A 21,431-nucleotide genomic window follows, 5' to 3' on the forward strand; every position below is an offset into this window, starting at 1 on the left:
GAAATTTATTGATTTTATAATTCTCCTATGTTAGAATAACTATGTTAATTATAAACTTAGGGAGGTGCAAAAGTGAACATATTTTTCACTATATTACTTATAATTTCAAGCTTAATACTTATAGGAAGTATTTTATTACAACCAGGTAAAAGTGCTGGTTTATCTGGTAGTATTGCAGGTGGAGCTGAAAGCTTATTAGGTAAAAACAAAGGAAGAACTTATGAAGGGATATTAAGTAAAGTAACAACAATTTCAGCAGTTGTTTTTATAATATCTGCATTAGCACTAGCTGCACTACAATAACAATAAAAACAAAATAAAGGAGGTTATCTAAGTGACTATTATAGCACCAATAGTAGGTATAATTGCTCTATTATTTGCATATTATAAAGCTTCTACTATTAAAAAAGTAGATGTAGGAACTAATAGAATGGGCGAGATAGCTTCTTACATCCAAGAAGGAGCAATGGCTTTCTTATCAAGAGAATATAAAGCACTATTAATTTTTGTTGCAGTATTATTTGTAGTTTTAACTTTTGGTATTAACATTCAAACAGCTGTATGCTTCCTAGTTGGAGCTATTTCATCGGCTTTAGCTGGATTCTTTGGAATGAGAGTTGCTACAAGTGCCAATGTAAGAACAGCTAATGCAGCAAAAGAATCAGGAATGAATAAGGCATTAAATGTAGCATTCTCAGGTGGAGCAGTAATGGGAATGTCAGTTGTAGGATTAGGTTTGCTAGGTGTTGGAGGCCTTTACTTAATTTTTAATGATATTACTTATGTTACAGGCTTTGGATTAGGAGCTTCATCAATTGCGCTATTTGGACGTGTTGGTGGAGGTATATACACTAAAGCAGCCGATGTAGGCGCAGACCTAGTTGGTAAAGTTGAAGCGGGAATTCCAGAAGATGACCCAAGAAACCCAGCGGTTATAGCAGATAACGTTGGAGATAATGTTGGAGACGTTGCAGGAATGGGTGCTGACCTATTTGAATCATATGTAGGATCAATTATATCAGCTATTACTTTAGGGATAGCAGCATTCAATCTTAATGGAGCTTTATATCCATTATTATTAGCAGCAACAGGAATTATAGCATCAATTATTGGTACATTCTTCGTAAGAGGTGATGAAAACTCTGACCCACATAAAGCTTTAAAAATGGGTACTTATGTAAGTAGTATAATTACTGTAATAGTTGCTTACATATTAAGCAACTCACTATTAGGAACATTAAAGCCATTTATAGCTATAGTAACAGGTCTAATAGTAGGTCTAATAATAGGACAACTTACAGAATACTATACTTCAGGAGAATTTAAGCCTGTTAAAAGAATTGCAGATAAATCTGAAACAGGTAGTGCTACAAACATAATTGGTGGTTTAGCAGTAGGTATGGTTTCTACGGCACTTCCTATTTTAGTAATTGCTATTGGTATTTTAATAGCATTCTATGCTGCAGGAGGAGGACAAGAAGTAGGTGAAGGTCTGTATGGAATTGCATTAGCAGCAGTAGGTATGCTTTCAACAGCAGGTATGACTGTAGCAGTAGATGCTTATGGTCCAATTGCTGATAATGCTGGTGGTATTGCAGAAATGTGTGAATTACCAGCAGGTGTTAGAGATATAACTGATAAACTAGATGCAGTTGGAAATACTACTGCAGCAATTGGTAAAGGATTTGCTATTGGTTCAGCAGCACTTACAGCTTTAGCATTATTCTCATCATATACACAAGCTGTAAACCTAGAAAGTATAGACTTAACTAAGCCAACAGTTATTGCAGGATTATTAATTGGTGGTATGCTACCATTCTTATTCTCAGCTATCACTATGGAAGCTGTTGGTAAAGCTGCATTTAGTATGATAGAAGAGGTAAGAAGACAATTTAAAACTATACCTGGTATTATGGAAGGTAAAGCTAAGCCAGAATACAAGAGATGTGTTGATATAAGTACAGCAGCAGCGCTTAAAGAAATGATGGTACCAGGATTACTTGCAGTAGTTGCTCCTTTATTAACAGGACTTATCCTTGGAATAGAAGCATTAGGAGGACTATTAGCAGGAGCATTAGTTTCAGGTGTGCTTATGGCTATACTAATGGCTAATGCTGGTGGAGCATGGGATAATGCTAAAAAGTATATAGAAGAAGGACATCATGGAGGAAAAGGTAGTGAAGCTCATAAAGCAGCAGTTGTTGGAGATACAGTAGGTGACCCATTTAAAGATACTTCAGGTCCTTCAATAAACATACTAATAAAGCTTATGACTATAGTTGCATTAGTATTTGCTCCATTATTCCTTAAATTTGGAGGCTTATTCTAATAAACTTAATAAAGTAAAAAATCCCTCTCAAACGAGAGGGATTTTTTATAATACATAGGAAATTATAAACAAATAAAAATTGTTGACTTTTTTATTTACTGAAATTCCATACATTTAACAGTTAACCCTTCAATTTGTTGAAGCTTATTTTCTAAATCAACACTTCTGTCGTTACTATTATCATTTAACTCTAACAAAATTAATCCCTTTTCTGTACACTCTTCATTAAACTCAGCCTGTTGGTGTAATCCTATTCTTGTTTTTATGATACAGCCAAACTCTGTAAAGACCTTTTGCATTCTGTCGACCTCTTCAAATCGATTATCAACTTGCACACCCATAATTTTTTTCATTTTTACACCCCCAATTTATATTTAGTAATATAGGAATATATATCTAGTTAATATTATTGATTAAAAAAATATAATTTATACCAAAAAAAACATATATCACAAATAGATACCAGTCTGCTTTAAAAACTGGTAATATATAACATTGGTTTTGTTACTAAAGAACACATTTTTAAAAGAATTATGGTATAGATTTAAAAGATTTGATATAATCAATTAAGGTAAGTCAATAATAGATTAATAATAAATAGAATTTTATAGAGATTATAAAATTTTAAATGGAGTTGGTAATATGAAAGTTACTATTGAAGGATTAAATATAAATTATACTTGTGAAGGCCAGGGTAAAAATATTCTTCTTCTTCATGGATGGGGAGGATCTATTGAAAGCTTTTTACCCGTTTTTAATCATTTAAAAAAAAGGTTTAAGGTTTATTCAATTGATTTTCCTGGCTTTGGTAAAAGTGATCCACCTAGAGAGGTATGGGGAGTCTTTGATTATGCTAGACTAACTAAAAAATTTATTGATAAAATGGGAATAGAAGAAGTGATACTTATAGGGCATTCCTTTGGTGGTCGTGTATCAATAGTTCTTGCAAATAAGTATCCAGAATTAATTAAGAAGATGATCCTAGTAGATAGTGCAGGACTTATCCCTAAAAGACCTTTAAAATATTACATAAAAGTTTATTCCTTTAAATTATTAAAATTCCTTTATAGAACTATATTCTTTTGGGATGATAAAGAAAAAAGAATGGAGAAATTTTATAAAAAGTTTGGGTCAAAGGACTATAGAGAAGCCGGAAATATGAGAAAAATATTAGTAAAGGTAGTAAATGAAAATCTAAAACCTTTGTTAAAGGATATTAAAGCTTCTACTCTGTTAATATGGGGTGAGAATGATGAGGCTACTCCAGTATATATGGGTAAAATTATGGAAAAAGAAATAGAAGATAGTGGTTTAGTAGTATTAGAAAATGCAGGACATTTTTCATATCTAGACCAATTTAATAGATTTGTTTTAATTGTAGATAAGTTCTTAGAGGAGAGTGAATAAATATGAATATTATTAATAGTAGTATATTTACTATGATAAGTTCAATAACCTTAATTGTATGGTTTGTAGCTTTATATTTTAGAAGCAAGTTTGCCCTTCACATGATACAGCTTGAAGGTTATAAAACTAAAAACTATATAAATTGGCTAAAAGAATTTAGACATAGAGTTTTCCCGGGAAAAGTTGCTTTTCCTATTATAGGAATTATGGCTCTTTTTATAATTCATTTAATAACCATCAATATTACTAAAAGCTTAGCGATATGGTTAGGCTTTGTAGTTTTATGGATTATTTTACTTTTATTATCAGTAGAATTTAAAAAAGAAAAGGCAAAAAAAGAGCTAATATTTACTAAGAGGGCAAAAAGGCTTTTTATATCTAATTTTATAGTTAATATTTTTGAATTAGCAATTCTATATATAATCTATTACAAATTATTTAAGTTAACTAATTACTCTTATCCAATAATTTTAGTTGGACTATCTTTAATATACTTATATGTACCTTATAATATGATATTAGCCAATATTTTAGTTTCTCCAATAGAAAAAAGGATTAATAATTACTATTATAATATGGCATATAATAAAGTAAGGGGATTTAAAGATTTAAAAGTTGTAGGTATAACAGGTAGTTTTGGAAAAACTAGTACAAAATTTATAACAACAACTATACTTAAAGAAAAGTTTAATGTCTTAAAAACACCTGAAAGCTATAATACTCCAATGGGAATAAGTAAAGTTATAAATAACACTCTAAATGAAGAACATGAAGTGTTTGTAGCGGAAATGGGTGCAAGAAAGATTGGAGATATCAAGGAAGTGGCACAGCTTAGTAACCCTCATATTGGGATTTTAACATCAGTTGGACCAGCACATTTAGATACATTCAAAAATATAGAGAACATAATGAAGACAAAGTATGAATTAATTGAAGAATTGCCACCAGATGGTATTGCAATATTTAATTATGATAATGAATATGTAAGAAGGCTTGCTGATAAGACTTTTAAAGAAAAGATACTATATGGAATGAATGATACAGAGAAACTAGACTTATATGCTACTGATATCCAGGTATCAGAAGAAGGTTCAACTTTTATTCTAAAGGATAAAGAAGGCAATAGTGTAAAATGTAAATCAAATCTTCTAGGTAAACACAATATATCTAATCTACTGGCAGGTGCGGCGGCAGGTAAAGCCTTAGGTTTAACATTGGAAGAAATTGCAAAAGGGATTGAAAAGGTAGAACCAGTACCCCATAGATTACAGTTAATTAATCCAGGAACAGGGGTAATAGTAATTGATGATGCCTTTAATTCAAATCCAGTAGGAGCTAGAGCTGCATTGGAGGTTTTAAGTCAGTTTAGAGAAGGTAGGAAAGTAATAGTGACACCAGGTATGGTAGAATTAGGAAAAGAAGAAGAAAAGGAAAATAAAGAGTTTGGAAGGAGTATTGCAAAGGTATGTGACTATGCAATTTTAGTAGGTAAAAATAGAACTAAGCCAATCTACGAGGGATTAATAGAAGAAGGGTTTAATACGGAAAGTATTTTTGTTGTAAATTCTTTAGATGATGCAACTAAGAGGTTACAACAGATAGTAAAACCTAAAGATGTTGTCCTATTTGAAAATGATTTACCTGATACCTATAATGAGGAATAAGGAGGTCTGTATATGAAAAAGAAAGTGGCTGTTGTTTTTGGTGGGAGAAGTGTAGAACATGAAGTTTCAGTAATAACAGGGTTACAGGTTATAGAAAATATTGATAAAGAAAAATATGATGTAATACCAATCTATATTAATAAAGAGGGAAAGTGGCTTACAGGAGATGCCCTATTAGATTTTGAGAACTTTAAAAATGATAATTTAAAAGGATTAAAGGAAATAATACTTACAAGTATATATAATGATAATAAAATTTATTTACATCCTGAAAAAATAGGTTTATTTAGTAAAAAATTGATAGATAATATTGATGTTGTTTTTCCTGCATTACATGGGACAAATGGGGAAGATGGAACACTACAGGGAGTATTTGAATTACTTAATATACCATATGTAGGTGGAAGTGTATTAGGTTCAGCTGTTGGAATGGACAAAATAATGATGAAATCAGTTTTTAAGGCATATGAATTACCAATGGTAGATTATATTTGGTTTTTCAGGAGAAAATGGGATGAAAATAAAGAAGAAATTATAAAAGAAGCAGAAGAAAAATTGGGTTATCCAGTTTTTGTAAAACCAGCTAATTTAGGTTCAAGTATAGGTATTTCTAAGGCAACAGATAGGGAAAAGCTTAAAGAAGCAGTAGAAATTGCTATAAGGTATGACAGGAAAATAATAATTGAAAAGGGTGTAGAAAATCCTAGGGAAATAAATTGTGCTGTCTTAGGTTATGATGATAAAATAAAAACTTCTGTATGTGAGGAGCCAGTAGGTTGGCAAGATCTTCTTTCATATGAGGATAAATATATTAAAAGTAATAGCAAATCAGGCAAAGGTGATAGAAGGATAATACCAGCTGATTTAAAAGATAATATAAAGGAAGAAATAGAGTCTTTAGCTAAAAAGGCTTTCATGGCTGTTGATGGTAGAGGTGTAGCCAGGATTGATTTTCTAGTTGACAAGGATGAAAATATTTATGTAAATGAAATAAATACTTTACCAGGTTCAATATCTTACTACCTATGGGAACCGGCAGGAATTACTTTTAAAGATTTAATTAATGAGCTAATTGAGATAGCAATGGAAGTCCATAGAGAGAAAAATAAGAATATGTATTCCTATGATGTTGACTTATTTAAACAAATAGATATAAAGAAAAAATCAATTAAAAGTTAAAAGCAGTAGTAAACTGATAATTGAAATTAAAGTAATGAAGCTGATGGATTTTAAACCCATCGGCTTTTTTATTTGCATATATTTAGCAAAATATTCTATAATATGAAGTATAACTAGCTTTTGAAAGTAGGTGCAATAGATGAATTATTTGCATGAAAATGCAAAGCCCTTTTATTTTAAAGGTAATAATATAGGTTGTCTTTTAATTCATGGCTTTACAGGCTCTCCAAGTGAAATGAGACTTTTAGGAGAATATTTAAATAAAAAAGGATATACAGTAAAGGGTGTATGTTTAAAAGGCCATGGCACTTCTGTAGAGGATATGGAAAAAACTACTTGGAAAGATTGGCTTTCATCTGCTGAATATGGTTTAATAGATTTAAAAAACAAATGTGATAAAATAGTAGTTATTGGATTATCTATGGGAGGAATAATAGCCCTTAACTTAGCTTCAAGATTCGATGTTAATGCAGTTATAAGTCTTGCTTCACCTATAAAAATACATAATAGACAAGCACCTTTTGCATTTATAATAAAATACTATAAAAAATATGTTCCTAAGAGAAAAAAAGAAATAGGACATAAAGAAAAAAACTATCTTATAAGTTATGATAAAACTCCTGTGGCTTCTGTACCACATCTTTTAAAACTTATTAGAAAAACAAAGAGAAGACTTAAAAAAGTTTTAGTACCAACACTTATTATTCAATCCAAAAATGATAATACTGTAAGATATGAAAGTGCAAAATATATCTACAAAAACATAGGCTCAGAAATTAAAAAGCTTATATATCTAAAAGATAGTGGACATATTATAACTTTAGATACTGAAAAAGAGAAAGTTTTTAATGAAATTGCAAGATTTTTAAATGAAATAGAAATATAATTAATATAAATTTTTTAGTTATAAAATAAATTATAGGAGGGGATTATATGAATAGGGAAGTAGCTTTAAAGCATGTAAAGGAAAATGTTAAGAACAAAAATCTTGTAAAACATATGTTGGCAACAGAAGCAATAATGAGAGGGTTAGCTAAAAAGTTTGGTGAAGACGAAGAAAAATGGGGAATAGCAGGTTTAGTACATGATATAGATTATGAAAAAACAGGAGATGACCCACATAAACATAGTTTAGTAGGTGGAGAAATGTTAGAGGAACTTGGATATGATGAAGATATAGTTTATGCTGTAAAGGTACATAATGAAATACATGGATTAGAGAGAAAATCTCTAATGGATAAAGCTCTATATTGTACAGACCCATTAACAGGATTAATAGTAGCTGCGGCACTTATATCGCCAGAGAAAAAGCTAAATAGTATTGATACAGAATTTGTGATGAATAGATTTAATGATAAATCCTTTGCAAGGGGAGCTAGTAGAGATCAAATTAAGGCCTGTAGTGAAATAAACCTTGATTTAGAAGAATTTATAGAATTAGGGCTTGAATCTATGCAGGGTATTTCTAAAGAATTAGGACTATAAGCAATTGGAGGAAAATAATATGAATACAAAAGAAAAATTAATAGAGTTTATGAAAAAAGAAATTTATAAACCTATGACAAAGGAAGAGTTAGCAAATTTTTTTAATATAACAAATAAAGAAAAAAAAGAATTTTACAATATTTTAGATGAGATGGAGAGAGATGGCCACATAATTAAGACAAGACGTAAAAGATATGGTATTCCTGAAAAAATGAATTTAGTTGTTGGTATATTACAGGGACATCCTAGAGGCTATGGTTTTGTTGTACCAATAAATGAAGAATTCACAGATGTTTTTGTTCCTTTTCAAGATTTAAATGGTGCATTACATGGAGACAAGGTTATAGCAAGAATAATAAAAAAGGGGAAAGATGGAAAAAATCATGAAGGTGAAATAATAAGAATACTAGAAAGGGCTAATTACAAAATAGTAGGTACCTTTGAAAAAAGTAGAAACTTTGGTTTTGTAGTTCCAGATGACCCTAGAATAAGTATGGATGTATTTATACCAAAAGTAGAGATGAATGGTGCTAAAACAGACCATAAAGTTGTAGTAGAAATTATTAGATGGCCAGAAAAAAGGAGAAGTCCAGAGGGGAAGATAATTGAAATATTAGGTTATAAAGATGATGTAGGAACAGATATTTTAGCAGCTATAAAAAAATATAATTTACCGGAGGATTTTCCAGAAGATGTTATAAAACAGGTAGATAAAATCCCTGAAAAAATTCCTCAAGAAGAAATCAAAAGAAGAGTTGATTTAAGAAGAATGAATATATTTACAATAGATGGAGCAGATGCAAAAGACCTTGATGATGCTGTGTCTATAGAAGAACTAGACAATGGAAACTATAGGCTAGGTGTACATATAGCAGATGTATCCTACTATGTAAAGGAAAAATCTCCTTTGGATAAAGAGGCATTAAAAAGAGGAACAAGTGTATACTTAGTAGATAGAGTAATACCTATGCTTCCTAAAAAACTATCAAATGGAGCATGTAGTTTGAATCCAAATGTCCCAAGGTTGACACTAAGTGTTTTTATGGAAATAGATAAAAATGGTAAGGTAGTAGACCATGAAATAGTTGAAAGTGTTATTGAAAGTAAAGAAAGGCTTGTATATACTGATGTATCAGATCTACTTGAGAATGAAGATCCAGAATTAAGAAAAAGATATAGTCATATATTAGATGACCTTAAAAAAATGGAACATCTGTGCAATATTTTAAGAAGAAGAAGGGAAGAAAGGGGAAGTATTGATTTTAACTTTTCTGAATCTAAAATTATACTTAATGAAGATGGAAAACCAGTTGAAGTTAAAAAGGCAGAAAGAAGAATAGCAAATAGAATAATAGAAGAATTTATGCTTGTGTGCAATGAAACAGTTGCTGAATATATGTATTGGAGTCAAGTTCCTTTTGTATATAGGATCCATGAGGATCCTGACGAAGAGAAAATAATAGAATTTAATAAGTTTATACATAACTTTGGATATAGTTTAAAGGGAATACAAGAGATACATCCAAAGGAATTAAAACTTCTATTAGATAAGGTTGAAGGAAAAAAAGAGGAAAATATTATAAATACTTTAATGTTAAGATCTTTAAAAAAGGCTATTTATAGTACGGAAAATTCAGGACACTTTGGATTAGCTGCAAGATACTATTGCCATTTTACTTCACCAATAAGAAGATATCCTGATTTACAGATTCATAGGATTATAAAAGAATTTTTAAAAAATAGCCTAAATGAACAAAGAATTGCAAAGCTAGAAAGAATTTTACCAAAGGTTGCATATAAGTCTTCTGAGAGAGAACGGGTTGCTGAAGAGGCTGAGAGGGAAGTAGAAGACTTGAAAAAGGCTGAATTTATGTTAGAGAGAATTGGTGAAGTTTATGAAGGTATAATATCTGGGGTAACCCCCTTTGGAATATTTGTTGAATTAGAAAATACTATAGAAGGGTTAGTCCATATTAGTAGTTTAGTTGATGACTATTATCAATATGATGAAGATAACTATTGCTTTATTGGAGAAAGGACAAATAAGACCTATAGAATTGGCGATATAGTAACAGTAAAAGTAGTTAAAGCAGATATTGCTAAAAGAGAGATAGACTTTATTTTAGTAGATGAAGATGAAAATTAAAGTTAGAATAAATTATCTATGTTATTGGCTGGTGGATTAATAGTCCATCAGCTTTTTCATTGTCTACAACTCAAACATTTTTTGCAAGAAATTGTATGTGTGAATCTAAATGAATTCAGGGCATATAATAAATTACAAATATTTGTCAGTAAATAATGTTTTAATGCAGTTTCTAGTTCTTAGAGTAAAGACGTTCGTTGATAGCTAGGGGCTTAAGGCTAACAAAGCGTCGTCAGAAGAATTTGTTCTATATAAATAAAATGGGTATATATTTAATAATAGAGAAAGTATAAGGGGGAATTTAATTGGGGATTATAGCTAGTTTAATTATTCTTATAATTTTAATTTTTATAGTTGAGGTATTATCCATTGCATTAAAATTAACTGGATTAGACTTAGATAAGGCTAGATTTCAAGTAATATCAATAATTACTAATACAGGATTTACAACAAATGAGGCAGAACTGATTACTCAACATGCCACCAGAAGAAAGATTGCTCAGATTCTTATGCTTATAAGTTATGTAGGTTATGCTACCTTGATAGGATTAATAGTAAATATTCTACAAAGCAATTATAGATTAATATATATTACTGTCATTACAATGATAGTTTTGTTAGGTATATTAATTGTCATAAGAAATAAGTGGTTAATATATAGATTAGAGAAAATAATTGAAAAGCAGTTGCTAAAGAGGATGAATAAAATTAAAAAGAGGAAGACTGTAGAGGAAGTTTTAAATCTTAATGACGAATTTGGTATAGCAGAAATTGTTATAGAAGAAGGCTGTGGTCTAAAGGGGAAAAGTTTAGCTGAGTCGGATTTAACACAAAAGAATATACAAGTACTGAATATAGATAGGGGTTCCCATATTATTCATTTTCCAAGAAACCATTTTGTGTTTAAAGAAGGCGATAAGGTAACAGTATATGGACAACTAGAAAGTATACGCAAGTTAGTATTGAAACAATATGCAGATGTGGAAACTAATTAATAGTAGTGTATAATAATATAAATGATACATTTTTAAAATAGGAAGTGGGAAAATATGGAGGAACTAAAAGAGAAAATAGATCACCTTCCTAGAAAAACAGGAGTTTATTTAATTAGAGATAAATATAATAACATTATATATATTGGTAAGTCTAAAAATATAAGAAAAAGAGTAAAACAATACTTTCAACCCTCTAGAAAAGTATCTACTAAGATTGAGCAATGATAGTCAATATAGATGATTTAGACTATATAATAACTGATACAGAACTTGAAGCTCTACTATTAGAGAATAAGCTTATTAAAAGATATAAACCAAGATACAATACTCTACTTAAAAATTACAAGAATTATCCATATATTAAAATTAATCTGAAAGACAAATTTCCTAAATTAGAGATAGCTAAAGATATTAAAGATGACAATGCTAAATACTTTGGTCCTTATACTAGAAACAGTTGTGTTTATGAGGCAATTGAATGTTTAAAAGAAATTTTTCCCATTAGAAGGTGCAATAAAAAATTCACTAAAACAAGTGAACCTTGTTTAAATTTTCATTTAAAGAAGTGTTTAGGTCCCTGTTATGGGAAGGTATCCCAAAATGAGTATTTTCAATTAATAAATAAAATTATTATGTTTTTAAAAGGGAAAAATTGTAATGTAATAAAAGAAATAGAAAAGAAAATGCATAAAGAAGCAGAGAAAAAGAATTTTGAAAAGGCCTTAAAGCTAAAGAATCAAATAAAATCATTAAGACATATAATAAATAAACAAAAGGCTGTAAATTTAGCATTACTAGATTATGATATTATAGCTTTTATAGAAAGGGAAGACGGGTTTATAAATATACTTTTTGTAAGATGGGGACAGATGTTAGGTAAATTCAGTACAAACATTTATGATTATAATAAAAAAGAAATTGAAAGATTTATTAAAAAATATTATGCTACAGATTGGATAAGGAAAAAACATAAGCTTGTATTACAAGAAAAGATAGATGAAATTCAGATAATAGAGTCTTATCTATCATTAAATAAGATAAATAATATAAAAATAAAACACAAAATAAATAGGAATATAGTAGATGAGGCTACAGATAAGATTATCAATTCGTTAAACAGATTTAAAAAGTTTAAAGCTAGTCTGTAAGTGAAGGGTTGACATAATAAATTACCTTTGTTATAATAAAAAATGGACTTTAAAAAAGGTTGTTGGTGATATTATGGCAGGTAATAAAAGAATAATAGCAAGAAATAAAAAAGCAAGACATGATTACTTTATAGAAGAAACTATTGAAGCTGGTATTGTTCTTAAAGGAACAGAAGTAAAATCTATAAGACAGGGAAAAGTAAATTTAAAAGATAGTTACGCAATGGTGGAAGATGGAGAAGTCTTCTTAAACAATATGCATATTAGTCCATATGAACAAGGTAATATTTATAATGTAGACCCTTTAAGAAAGAGAAAGTTACTCCTTCATAAAAGGGAAATTAATAAACTAATTGGATATACTACTCAAAAAGGATATTCACTTATTCCTTTAAGTGTTTATTTTAAAAATGGTAAAGTAAAGATTGAGTTAGCCATTGCTAAAGGTAAAAAGATTTATGATAAGAGACAAGATATAGCAAAGAAGGATGCAGAAAGAAGAATGAGAAAGCATATGAGTTTAAAGAATAGATATTAATTATTTTATGGGGGTGAATATGGTTTCGACGGGGGCACTAAGCCAAGAGTAGCGAGCCGTTGTGGCCAATCAACGTAAAAAGTGGCACCTAAATATAAACGCTGAAGAAAATTACGCTTTAGCTGCGTAATAAGAATACGCAGCCGCTTCCTCTAGTAGACCCGCCTACTAGAGTGTAAGCGCCATAATTTTGCGGGCCACTGCTATAGGGGTGTTCCGACCTATAGTAGTATAACTGGAGCTAGCCTAGTATAAAGCCTGTTGCTGGGCGTTATACTAGGCGAATAATAAAACAGCAACTGCGCTCGGAGAAGCTTTTGGTAAGGTGTCTTCGGACGTGGGTTCGACTCCCACCACCTCCACCAAAAAATAATATTTATAGTATGGAAGTAACGGAGGATTAACTCCGTTTTTTTATTGTATAAAAAACATTATTAGTCAAGGGGTCAGTTCATTATCCCTTGACTAATTTTTTTATCACAGAAATTACCATGGGAAATAGTGGTTGAAAAAATTGAAAATTCAGTACAAAAAAGTTAAAGTATTTATAAGTGTGAAATACGAAGATTAAAACAATTAAGGAAAGGGTGAAGATTTTGAAGAAGCTAATTGCATCTTTAACTGTAGCTACTTCCATACTAATATCTTCTAGTATATCTGCTTATGCATATGATTTTTCTCTATCTATATATAAAAAAGGGACAAGACATGAAGATGTAATACAAATTCAAAAGGCATTAAAAAAGGAAGGATTATTAAACATAAGGAAAGTAACAGATTTTTATGGTAATTTGACTGAATCAGCAGTAAAGAGTTTTCAGAAAAGATATGGTTTACTAGTAGATGGAATAGCTGGAAAACAAACTCTAAATAAAATGGAATCGTTAGGATTAATTAATGATTCAGGTACTTATTATAAAGGAAACAAAAAAATTGAATTTTCAAAAAACATATACAAAAAAGGTGATGAATATAAAGAAGTTTCCTATATCCAAAAGGCATTAAAAAAAGCTGGTACATTTAATTTTCATAAAATTACAAACTACTATGGTCCTATTACAGAAGAAGCTGTTAGGGAGTTTCAGAGAAAATATGGTTTAGCCGTTGATGGCATTGTAGGACCAAATACGATTAATAAAATGAGGAATTTAGGTCTATTTAATAACGTACAAACTTATACAAGTAGAAATGGTTATAGACGATATGGTGAGTATATAGATTGGTGGACAAAAGTGAAAGGGTCATTAGTTAATTGGTATGATGTATTAACTGTTAGAGATTTAGATACTGGTATAACATTTAAAGTGAAAGTAACAGGTGGAACAAATCATGCAGATGTTGAACCTTTGACAGTTCAAGATGCATTAGCACTAAAGAAGGTTTGGGGTGGAACATATAGTTGGAAAAGGAGAGCTGTTATTGTTTATACTAAAGGAAGAGCAATAGCGGCATCTATGAATGGTATGCCCCATGCAGGAATTGATAGTAAACCTTCAAGGGTATGGGTAAATTGGAGAAGCGGAGACTACGGTGCAGGTACTAATTATGATACAGTTAAAGGAAACGGATTTGATGGACATGTATGTTTACATTTTAAAAATAGTAAAACACATTCAACCAATAGAAAAGATGAAGGTCATCAGACCCAAGTAAAAAGAGCAGCTGGACTTATTAAGTAAAAGCAGTCCAGCTGCTCTTTTTATAATACTTTGATATAATTATATTATAAAAACTAAGGATAGGAGAATTTTATGTGTAAACAAATATATTTAAAGTTAAATCAAATTGATGGTATAGGAATAAAATCCATATTACAGTTTAGAAGTTTTATAAAAGATAATAACATAGAAATATCTACTTTAAATAATACAGATATTGTTGATATTTACAAAAAACTAAAAAGTAAGGATAAACGAATAAAGGTTCCAACAATAGATGAAGTAAAGGCTAAAGATGAAAAAGCAATTAAAATTATTGAAGACTGTACAAAGTTTAGAATAAAAATAACAACTATCGAAGATAAAGATTATCCCAATGAATTTAGAAATATAGATACTCCACCTATATTATATTATTCAAGGGGCAATCACAAAGCACTATTGGAAAATAAAAAAATAGCAATTATTGGTACAAGGAATCCAACTAAAAGGGGAAAAAGACTTGCTTATAAAATAGCAGAGTATTTAACAGATAGGAATTACGTTATTGTAAGTGGACTTGCATATGGTTGTGATACCTTTGGACATATGGGATGTGTTGATAATGGAGGAAAAACAGTAGCAACTCTTCCAACTGATTTAATAAATATATATCCAAAAGAAAATATTAAATTAGCAGAAAAAATATTAGAAAATAAGGGATGCTTAATTTCTGAATACCCGATTGGGACTAAGCTTAATAGGTATCATTTTATAGAAAGGGATAGATTGCAGGCAGCATTATCAAAAGTTGTAATAGTTATTGAAACTGATTTAAATAGTGGAACTATGCATACAGTAAAATTTACACAAAAATATGGAAAGAAGCTTGCTTGTTTAACCTATCCAAAGGAATATAGTAAGTATAAATCTTTACAGGGCAATAAAGTCCTGTTAAAAAAAGAGGATACAATAAAAATATCAGGATTAAAAGATCTTGAAGAATTATAAGGTTATTAAAAAACAAGGGAGAGTATGTTTAATCCCTTGTTTCTAGTATCTTTTTTTCTAATTTAAGAACTTCATCAATAGTTTCTTCACTTAATTGAGAAAAAATCTCTTTTCGATATTTTTTACTAACATCAGCACGGGAGCCCTTCCTATCCTTTAGGTCAGTCCAATGGATTTTTTTCTTATTATAAAAAAGGTCATAATCCACTATCCTTGTTCCATCATCTAAATGTTCTAAACCTAAAAGAATCTTTTTTATATATTCAGGTTTATATAGCGTAAATAACCTTACTCTATATACCTGTACATATAAGAATATTAAAGCACCATCTTTTCCCCATGCTTCACCTAGTATTAAACCTAATTCCAGATTCTCGATTATCTTTAATAGTCTTTGATAATGTAAGCGATATTTACTATATCTATCATATATCTTTATTTCAAGTTCATACCAATCTTTGTTATTAATTCCTGCATTTAAATATTCAAACCCTTTTATTCTAAACTCTTCTATAAGATTTACGTAATTTTCTGATACATATACTCCTTTTTCATACAAATCAGACATCTTAATTACTTTATTTAGAGGTTTTTCAGTAAAAGCTATTAAAGATCCAATGCTATATTTTTGCCATAAATAGTCTATTGAACCTACTTCACATCTATGTTTTTGCTGTATTTTGTCTATAATTTTTTCTACATCACCAAAGGTTCTCATAATAAGCATTACTGGAGCAATTCTAGCACTAGAAATAAGATTGCACTGCTTAGCATTAATTATACAACTTAAAATTACGTCTGTTTGAGTCTGTAAGACCAAAATACTTTTTGCATCATTAAATCTTATGGAAGGTTTAAGTTTATCTACTATAAAAATTATGGTAGATTCTTGACTTGCATTTTCAAAGGCAGTATCTATATCATATTTAGTAGCTCCGAACTTTTCTATTAGACAGTTTTCAAGTTTAGCAATATTATTAGATTCTAACAAAAGAATCTTAGCAGTACGTCTAACAAGGGATAACATAAATTCACTCCTTTAAAATCCAATCTTATTTTTGCAAAGTCTGTTACAATCTGTACCAAAAGGATATAATAAATTAAATACTTTTAAATCATTTAATCCAATAATATTAATATTAGATATGCCATTCAAATAGATATTACCATTTTCTTCCGCGCTTTTCAAAGTCAAGTTATGTCCAAATAAATTTACTTTGGAAGGGGATTTTAAAATTTTGCTTGGAAAATGATTTATACTAAACTCTATATCCTCAATATTAATTGTATTGTTATTTTCAATTAATATACTTCTATTTTTAATATTTTCAACAATTTTTCTATTATCATGATTTCCTAATGCTATAAAGATTTTTTCAGCTGATGAATTTTCAAGTATATTTATTAATTTACTTACCCCTTTTTCATAGCTTTTAATCCTTTTTGGATATAATTGTAATTTTATATTGTCAACTAAATCCCCTGTATGAACTATATAATTGGGATTTAGCTTATTAATAATTTCTTTTAAGCTATTATAAAATGATTCAGGAGTGTCAGATATATGGAGTAAAAGTTTACCATTATAATTAAGTATATTTCTAGGTATATATGTTTTACCAATTAAGAAATATATGTTTCTTTTTAAATCTTCCATAAAATCACCCTTATTAGACACTAAAACATTTTTCTTTTAATTTCGTAAATAATACACTAATTATACCATAAATCGAGTTAATTTTCATACGATTAGAATAATTGTGACTACTTTACATTTAATGGAATCATAGAATAATTGGCAGTTATTTTCCGAATATAGAAGCTATTTAGTAGTATAAACACTTAGTCAAAAATATTTATTATATTTACAAAAAAATCATTGATTACTAAAAAATCATGGTTTATTATAAAAAAGTAATTATATTAGTTAGAAAAGAGGTGTAATATGAAGGTAGCTATCATATATAATAAGGACTTTAATGGTGTAATTAATAAATTTGGAATGCAAAATAGGGAAGTATATGATACTGAAACTATTAATAGAGTATATGAAGCATTGGAATATGGAGGACACAATGTTACCATAATTGATGGTAACATGTATGCTATTGAACAGTTGAAAGAGTTCATGCCTAAAGTAATGGAAGGAGAAAAAATGGGCATGGTTTTCAATATGGCCTATGGTATACAAGGGGAAAGCAGGTATACACATATACCTGCATTATTAGAAATGTTAGGAATCCCTTATGTTGGGTCAAGCCCTGCAGGACATGCACTAGCCTTAGATAAAATAGTTGCTAAAACTATCATGCAAAAGCATGGAATTCCTACACCAGAGTTTTGGACATTTTCATCGGAATACCAGGATTTATCACAGGTTAAATATCCCTGTATTGTAAAACCGAAGATGGAGTCTGTATCATTTGGACTTAAAGTAGTTTATAATGATGATAAATTAAAAGAAGCTATTAGGTTTATAACTAAAAAATATAACCAACAAGCATTAGTTGAAAAATTTATTCCAGGTAGGGAATTTTGTGTAGCTTTACTTGGAAATGAGCCTATAGAGGCTTTTCCTGTATTAGAAATAGATTTAGGGAATAATCCAAATGCTATACAGACCTTTGAGGATAAAAAGAATTCATCAAAGCGTAAAATTTGTCCGGCTAATATACCAGATAAAATAGCTACTGAGATGGTTCATTTAAGTAAAAAAGCCTTCAAAGCATTACAATTAAGGGACTATGCAAGGGTAGACATTAGATTAGATGCAAACAATAATATATATGTTTTAGAAATAAATTCTATGGCAAGTTTGTGCAATAGTGGTTCATTTGTTCAAGCTGCTAAGGCCAACGGCTATACCTTTAATAAATTGATTAATAAAATGCTAGAAGTAGCAGTAAAGAGATATTTTCTAAAAACATTTTCTAATTCTAACAGCTTTGAGGATAAGGAAGAAAGATTACCAATAGAAATTAGAAGCTATTTACGTAGTAGGCAAGATAATTTTGAATACATGCTACAGGAAATGGTGAATATAAACACTTATGTAAAAAATATTGAGGGAGTTAACAAATTAGGCACTATTATTAAAAATTACTTATCATCTTTAGGGTTTAAAGGTAAATTCATAAAGCAAGTAGATGTGGGAAACTTTATACATTTTAGTAATAGTAAAACAGGAGAATATGATGTATTGTTATTGGGACATTTAGATGATACTGTACCTTTGCCACAACATAGGTACTATTCTAAAAATGGACAAAGATTATATGGTACTGGCATATGGAAATATAAAAGTGGCATTGTAATGATGTTAGCTGCAATAGAAGCATTAAAGCATACAGGAAATTTAGAAAAGCTAAGAATTGGAGTTTTACTAACAACAGATAATTCAGTACAAGGGAAGTTTTCCCAAAACATTATTAAGAAGTTATCTAAAAAAGTCAAAAATGTTATAGGATTATCAGGAAGTACTCCTACTGGAGGGATAATTACTTCTAGGGCCGGTTCTGCTGAATACCACTGTCAAATGAGACTAACAAATCCAGAGGGAGAAGATGATATTCCACAAGCAGTTAATATTTTTACTAAGCTTATAAATGATTGGACAGCCCTTACGGATAAAAGTAATGGCTTAATCCTTTCACCAAGTTGTGTTAATATAACAACTAATATTGAAGAATTAAAGGCCTATGGAGAATTATTACTTAAAGTTAAATTTAATGATATTACTCAAATAGAAAATTTGGATAAAAAAATAAAAAAAAGTATTCGAGGAAACCTTAAAGATAACCTATATTTTGAAATTTATGGTGGTATTAAGCGGCCTTCAATGGAGTATTTAGAAAATACAAAACCTCTTGTAAAAATGATTAAGGATATAGCTAAAAAGATGGATATAATACTTATTGAAAAACATTCATGGAATTCATCAAATATATGTTTTGTAGATAAAAATATACCCCAAATTGATGGTTTAGGTCCAATAGGTATAAAAATGGAAAATAATTCAGAATACATTTTAAAGCATAGTCTTATAGAAAAGGCAGCTTTATTAGCAGTAATTTTATATAGATTAGGAAATAAGTAATTGAAAATATTATTTTTTAATGTCTATAAAGCTGTAGAACAAACAATTTCAATAGTTAGCTAAAAGCTGATGGGTTACGAATCCATCGGCTTTTTATTGTATAAAAAAGTATATTTCAACGAATTGCTGAAACAAAGGCAAATACTGTATTTAAGTATTAAGAAAAATTTTAGGGTCCCCTAGCTGAAGCGAGCTTTGCGCGTTTTTTTAATAAGTATTTTACAAAATGATAATACTATTTATTATAATACTATATGTACTTAAGGAGGATTTATAATGGAAAAGCGGGATAAAGGTCTTTCACCTTGGCAACTTACGATGTTAGCATTAGGAACTGTAGTTGGTGGTTCATTTTTTTTAGGTTCAGCAATTGCAATTAGATCTGCAGGACCTTCTATATTGTTAGGATATATTTTAGTTGGTGGATTAGTATATTTAATTTTATTTGCACTTTCAGAAATGACTGTAGCTGATACTGTTGAAGGCTCATTTAGGACTTTTGCAGAAAGGGCATTTGGGTCTGGAGTTGGCTTTGTAGTAGGCTGGATATATTGGACTGGATTAATACTTGCAATGTCAAGTGAAGCTATTGCAGTATCAGTATTTCTAAGGGTATGGTTTCCACAAATTTCAATACCTTTATTAGGCACAATAATTATAATTACAATAACATTATTAAACCTTTTAGGAGCTGATAAATTAAGTAAATTGGAAAGTGGACTTGCAGCTGTAAAACTTTTAGCTATTGTTGGATTTATAGTATTAGCTTTAGCTTTAATCTTTGGAATTTTCCCAGGTAGAGATGCTATAGGAATAGGAGTGCTAGATAATGAATCTATCCTACCTGAGGGATTGCCAGGACTAGCTGGAAGTTTGCTTATTGTGATGTTTACTTATGCTGGATTTGAAATTATTGGATTAGCTTCAACAGAAGCATATGACCCACACCGCACAATACCAAGGGCTATTCTATATACTGTTTTAGGCTTAGTAGGTCTTTACACTTTAGCCATAGGTTTTTTACTTCCACTGATTCCAACCTCATATTTAAATGAAGAAGTGAGTCCTTTAGTAGCTGCGTTAAAAGTAAATGGAATATATTGGGCAGCTAATATTATTAATGTGGTATTAGTGACAGCCATTTTGTCTACAATGCTTGCAGCTACTTTTGGATTAGGACGAATGATGCGTTCTTTAGCTGATGAAGGCTATGCTCCATTATTTTTAAGGGATAAAGGAGATATTCCATATAAAGGGATTATCTTTTCAGGACTTGCAATGTTAATAGGATTAGGGTTGGGATTTATTTTACCTAAGAAGATTTATCTTTTCCTTGTAAGTTCAGGTGGGTTCTCACTCTTATTTACTTATTTAATAATACTTGCTACCCATTATAAGTTTCGGAAAAAACATGGATGTCCACCAAAGGGAAAATGTCAACTTCCTGGATATCCTTATACTTCATGGATAGCAATTACGGCAGTACTTACGATAATCATAACTATGCCATTAATCCCTGGACAAGGAGAAGGACTTTTTGCAGGATTAATTTTCGTTACATTGTATGCTACTATATATCTAGTAGCTAAATATATAAAAAAATATTCTGCAAATTTCCACAGAAGATGAAAAATTAAATTTAATATAATAAGTGTCCATTTTGGACGCTTATTATATTGTTATAAAAATAACAAACTTATTGACTAAAAATTGGTTTTAGATGTATAATGAAAAAAGAGTTAAACTGTAAATTAGCCTATATGGTATCCATAAGAGGGGTGTTACTTTTGATCTTA

Annotated in this window: 19 protein-coding genes and 1 other RNA gene; 17 read left to right on the forward strand and 3 right to left on the reverse strand. The window is 29.8% G+C overall.

The features are described from left to right. Positions 1–72 precede the first annotated feature (72 nt). On the forward strand, positions 73–303 hold the full coding sequence (secG, locus tag BET03_RS12190; protein WP_207666075.1) for a preprotein translocase subunit SecG: 231 nt from the start codon (positions 73–75) through the stop codon (positions 301–303). A 31-nt stretch (positions 304–334) separates the two neighbouring features. Then, positions 335–2,329, forward strand: a complete 1,995-nt coding sequence (locus tag BET03_RS12195) for a sodium-translocating pyrophosphatase (RefSeq protein ID WP_120170577.1) — start codon at positions 335–337, stop codon at positions 2,327–2,329. A gap of 95 nt (positions 2,330–2,424) precedes the next feature. Here BET03_RS12195 and BET03_RS12200 read toward each other — a convergent pair whose 3' ends face one another. After that, positions 2,425–2,682: a CPF_0552 family protein gene (locus BET03_RS12200; RefSeq protein WP_120170578.1), complete on the reverse strand. Its 258-nt coding sequence runs from the start codon at positions 2,680–2,682 to the stop codon at positions 2,425–2,427. Between the two features lie 289 nt (positions 2,683–2,971). Here BET03_RS12200 and BET03_RS12205 point away from each other — a divergent pair, with 289 nt between their 5' ends. From BET03_RS12205 to BET03_RS12265, 13 genes are all read left to right on the forward strand, one after another. Further along, complete coding sequence (locus BET03_RS12205; RefSeq protein ID WP_120170579.1) at positions 2,972–3,736, forward strand: alpha/beta fold hydrolase; 765 nt, start codon at positions 2,972–2,974, stop codon at positions 3,734–3,736. 2 nt (positions 3,737–3,738) lie between these two features. Next, positions 3,739–5,400 (forward strand): UDP-N-acetylmuramoyl-tripeptide--D-alanyl-D-alanine ligase, encoded by a 1,662-nt coding sequence (locus BET03_RS12210; protein ID WP_120170580.1) that lies wholly within the window; start codon positions 3,739–3,741, stop codon positions 5,398–5,400. A gap of 12 nt (positions 5,401–5,412) precedes the next feature. Next, positions 5,413–6,579: a D-alanine--D-alanine ligase family protein gene (locus tag BET03_RS12215; RefSeq protein ID WP_120170581.1), complete on the forward strand. Its 1,167-nt coding sequence runs from the start codon at positions 5,413–5,415 to the stop codon at positions 6,577–6,579. 139 nt (positions 6,580–6,718) lie between these two features. Then, positions 6,719–7,465, forward strand: a complete 747-nt coding sequence (locus tag BET03_RS12220; RefSeq protein ID WP_120170582.1) for an alpha/beta hydrolase — start codon at positions 6,719–6,721, stop codon at positions 7,463–7,465. Between the two features lie 47 nt (positions 7,466–7,512). Then, positions 7,513–8,064, forward strand: coding sequence for an HDIG domain-containing metalloprotein (locus BET03_RS12225; RefSeq protein ID WP_120170583.1), 552 nt, complete (start codon positions 7,513–7,515; stop codon positions 8,062–8,064). A gap of 19 nt (positions 8,065–8,083) precedes the next feature. Further along, positions 8,084–10,210, forward strand: coding sequence for a ribonuclease R (rnr, locus tag BET03_RS12230; RefSeq protein ID WP_120170584.1), 2,127 nt, complete (start codon positions 8,084–8,086; stop codon positions 10,208–10,210). 305 nt (positions 10,211–10,515) lie between these two features. Beyond that, entirely contained in the window at positions 10,516–11,205 is a 690-nt protein-coding gene (locus tag BET03_RS12235; protein WP_120170585.1) for a cation:proton antiporter regulatory subunit, read from the forward strand. Between the two features lie 54 nt (positions 11,206–11,259). Beyond that, positions 11,260–11,430 carry a GIY-YIG nuclease family protein gene (locus BET03_RS12240; RefSeq protein ID WP_120170586.1) on the forward strand — a complete coding sequence of 57 codons (171 nt, stop codon included), beginning with the start codon at positions 11,260–11,262 and terminating at the stop codon, positions 11,428–11,430. Further along, positions 11,427–12,353 (forward strand): UvrB/UvrC motif-containing protein, encoded by a 927-nt coding sequence (locus BET03_RS12245; RefSeq protein ID WP_120170587.1) that lies wholly within the window; start codon positions 11,427–11,429, stop codon positions 12,351–12,353. Before BET03_RS12240 ends, BET03_RS12245 begins: the two co-directional genes overlap by 4 nt. A 73-nt stretch (positions 12,354–12,426) precedes the next feature. Next, positions 12,427–12,891: an SsrA-binding protein SmpB gene (gene smpB, locus BET03_RS12250; RefSeq protein WP_120170588.1), complete on the forward strand. Its 465-nt coding sequence runs from the start codon at positions 12,427–12,429 to the stop codon at positions 12,889–12,891. 9 nt (positions 12,892–12,900) lie between these two features. Beyond that, positions 12,901–13,256: a transfer-messenger RNA gene (gene ssrA, locus BET03_RS12255) on the forward strand. A gap of 231 nt (positions 13,257–13,487) precedes the next feature. Beyond that, the gene (locus BET03_RS12260; RefSeq protein WP_147417158.1) at positions 13,488–14,570 is read left to right on the forward strand and encodes a peptidoglycan-binding domain-containing protein; all 1,083 of its coding nucleotides are present in this window, start codon (positions 13,488–13,490) and stop codon (positions 14,568–14,570) included. Positions 14,571–14,642: 72 nt separating this feature from the next. Then, positions 14,643–15,539, forward strand: a complete 897-nt coding sequence (locus BET03_RS12265) for a DNA-processing protein DprA (protein ID WP_120170590.1) — start codon at positions 14,643–14,645, stop codon at positions 15,537–15,539. A gap of 28 nt (positions 15,540–15,567) precedes the next feature. Here the strand turns inward: BET03_RS12265 and BET03_RS12270 are convergent, their stop codons facing one another. Next, the gene (locus BET03_RS12270) at positions 15,568–16,566 is read right to left on the reverse strand and encodes a hypothetical protein (RefSeq protein ID WP_120170591.1); all 999 of its coding nucleotides are present in this window, start codon (positions 16,564–16,566) and stop codon (positions 15,568–15,570) included. Between the two features lie 12 nt (positions 16,567–16,578). Continuing rightward, positions 16,579–17,196, reverse strand: coding sequence for a metallophosphoesterase (locus BET03_RS12275; RefSeq protein ID WP_120170592.1), 618 nt, complete (start codon positions 17,194–17,196; stop codon positions 16,579–16,581). A gap of 288 nt (positions 17,197–17,484) precedes the next feature. Between BET03_RS12275 and BET03_RS12280 the strand changes: the two genes are divergently transcribed. Together BET03_RS12280 and BET03_RS12285 are read left to right on the forward strand one after the other, a co-directional pair. Further along, positions 17,485–19,635: a M20/M25/M40 family metallo-hydrolase gene (locus tag BET03_RS12280; RefSeq protein ID WP_120170593.1), complete on the forward strand. Its 2,151-nt coding sequence runs from the start codon at positions 17,485–17,487 to the stop codon at positions 19,633–19,635. A gap of 276 nt (positions 19,636–19,911) precedes the next feature. Then, entirely contained in the window at positions 19,912–21,264 is a 1,353-nt protein-coding gene (locus tag BET03_RS12285; RefSeq protein ID WP_120170594.1) for an amino acid permease, read from the forward strand. Positions 21,265–21,431 lie beyond the last annotated feature (167 nt).

This window comes from Thermohalobacter berrensis (assembly GCF_003609645.1).
GTDB classification, from domain to species: Bacteria; Bacillota; Clostridia; order Tissierellales; family Thermohalobacteraceae; genus Thermohalobacter; species Thermohalobacter berrensis.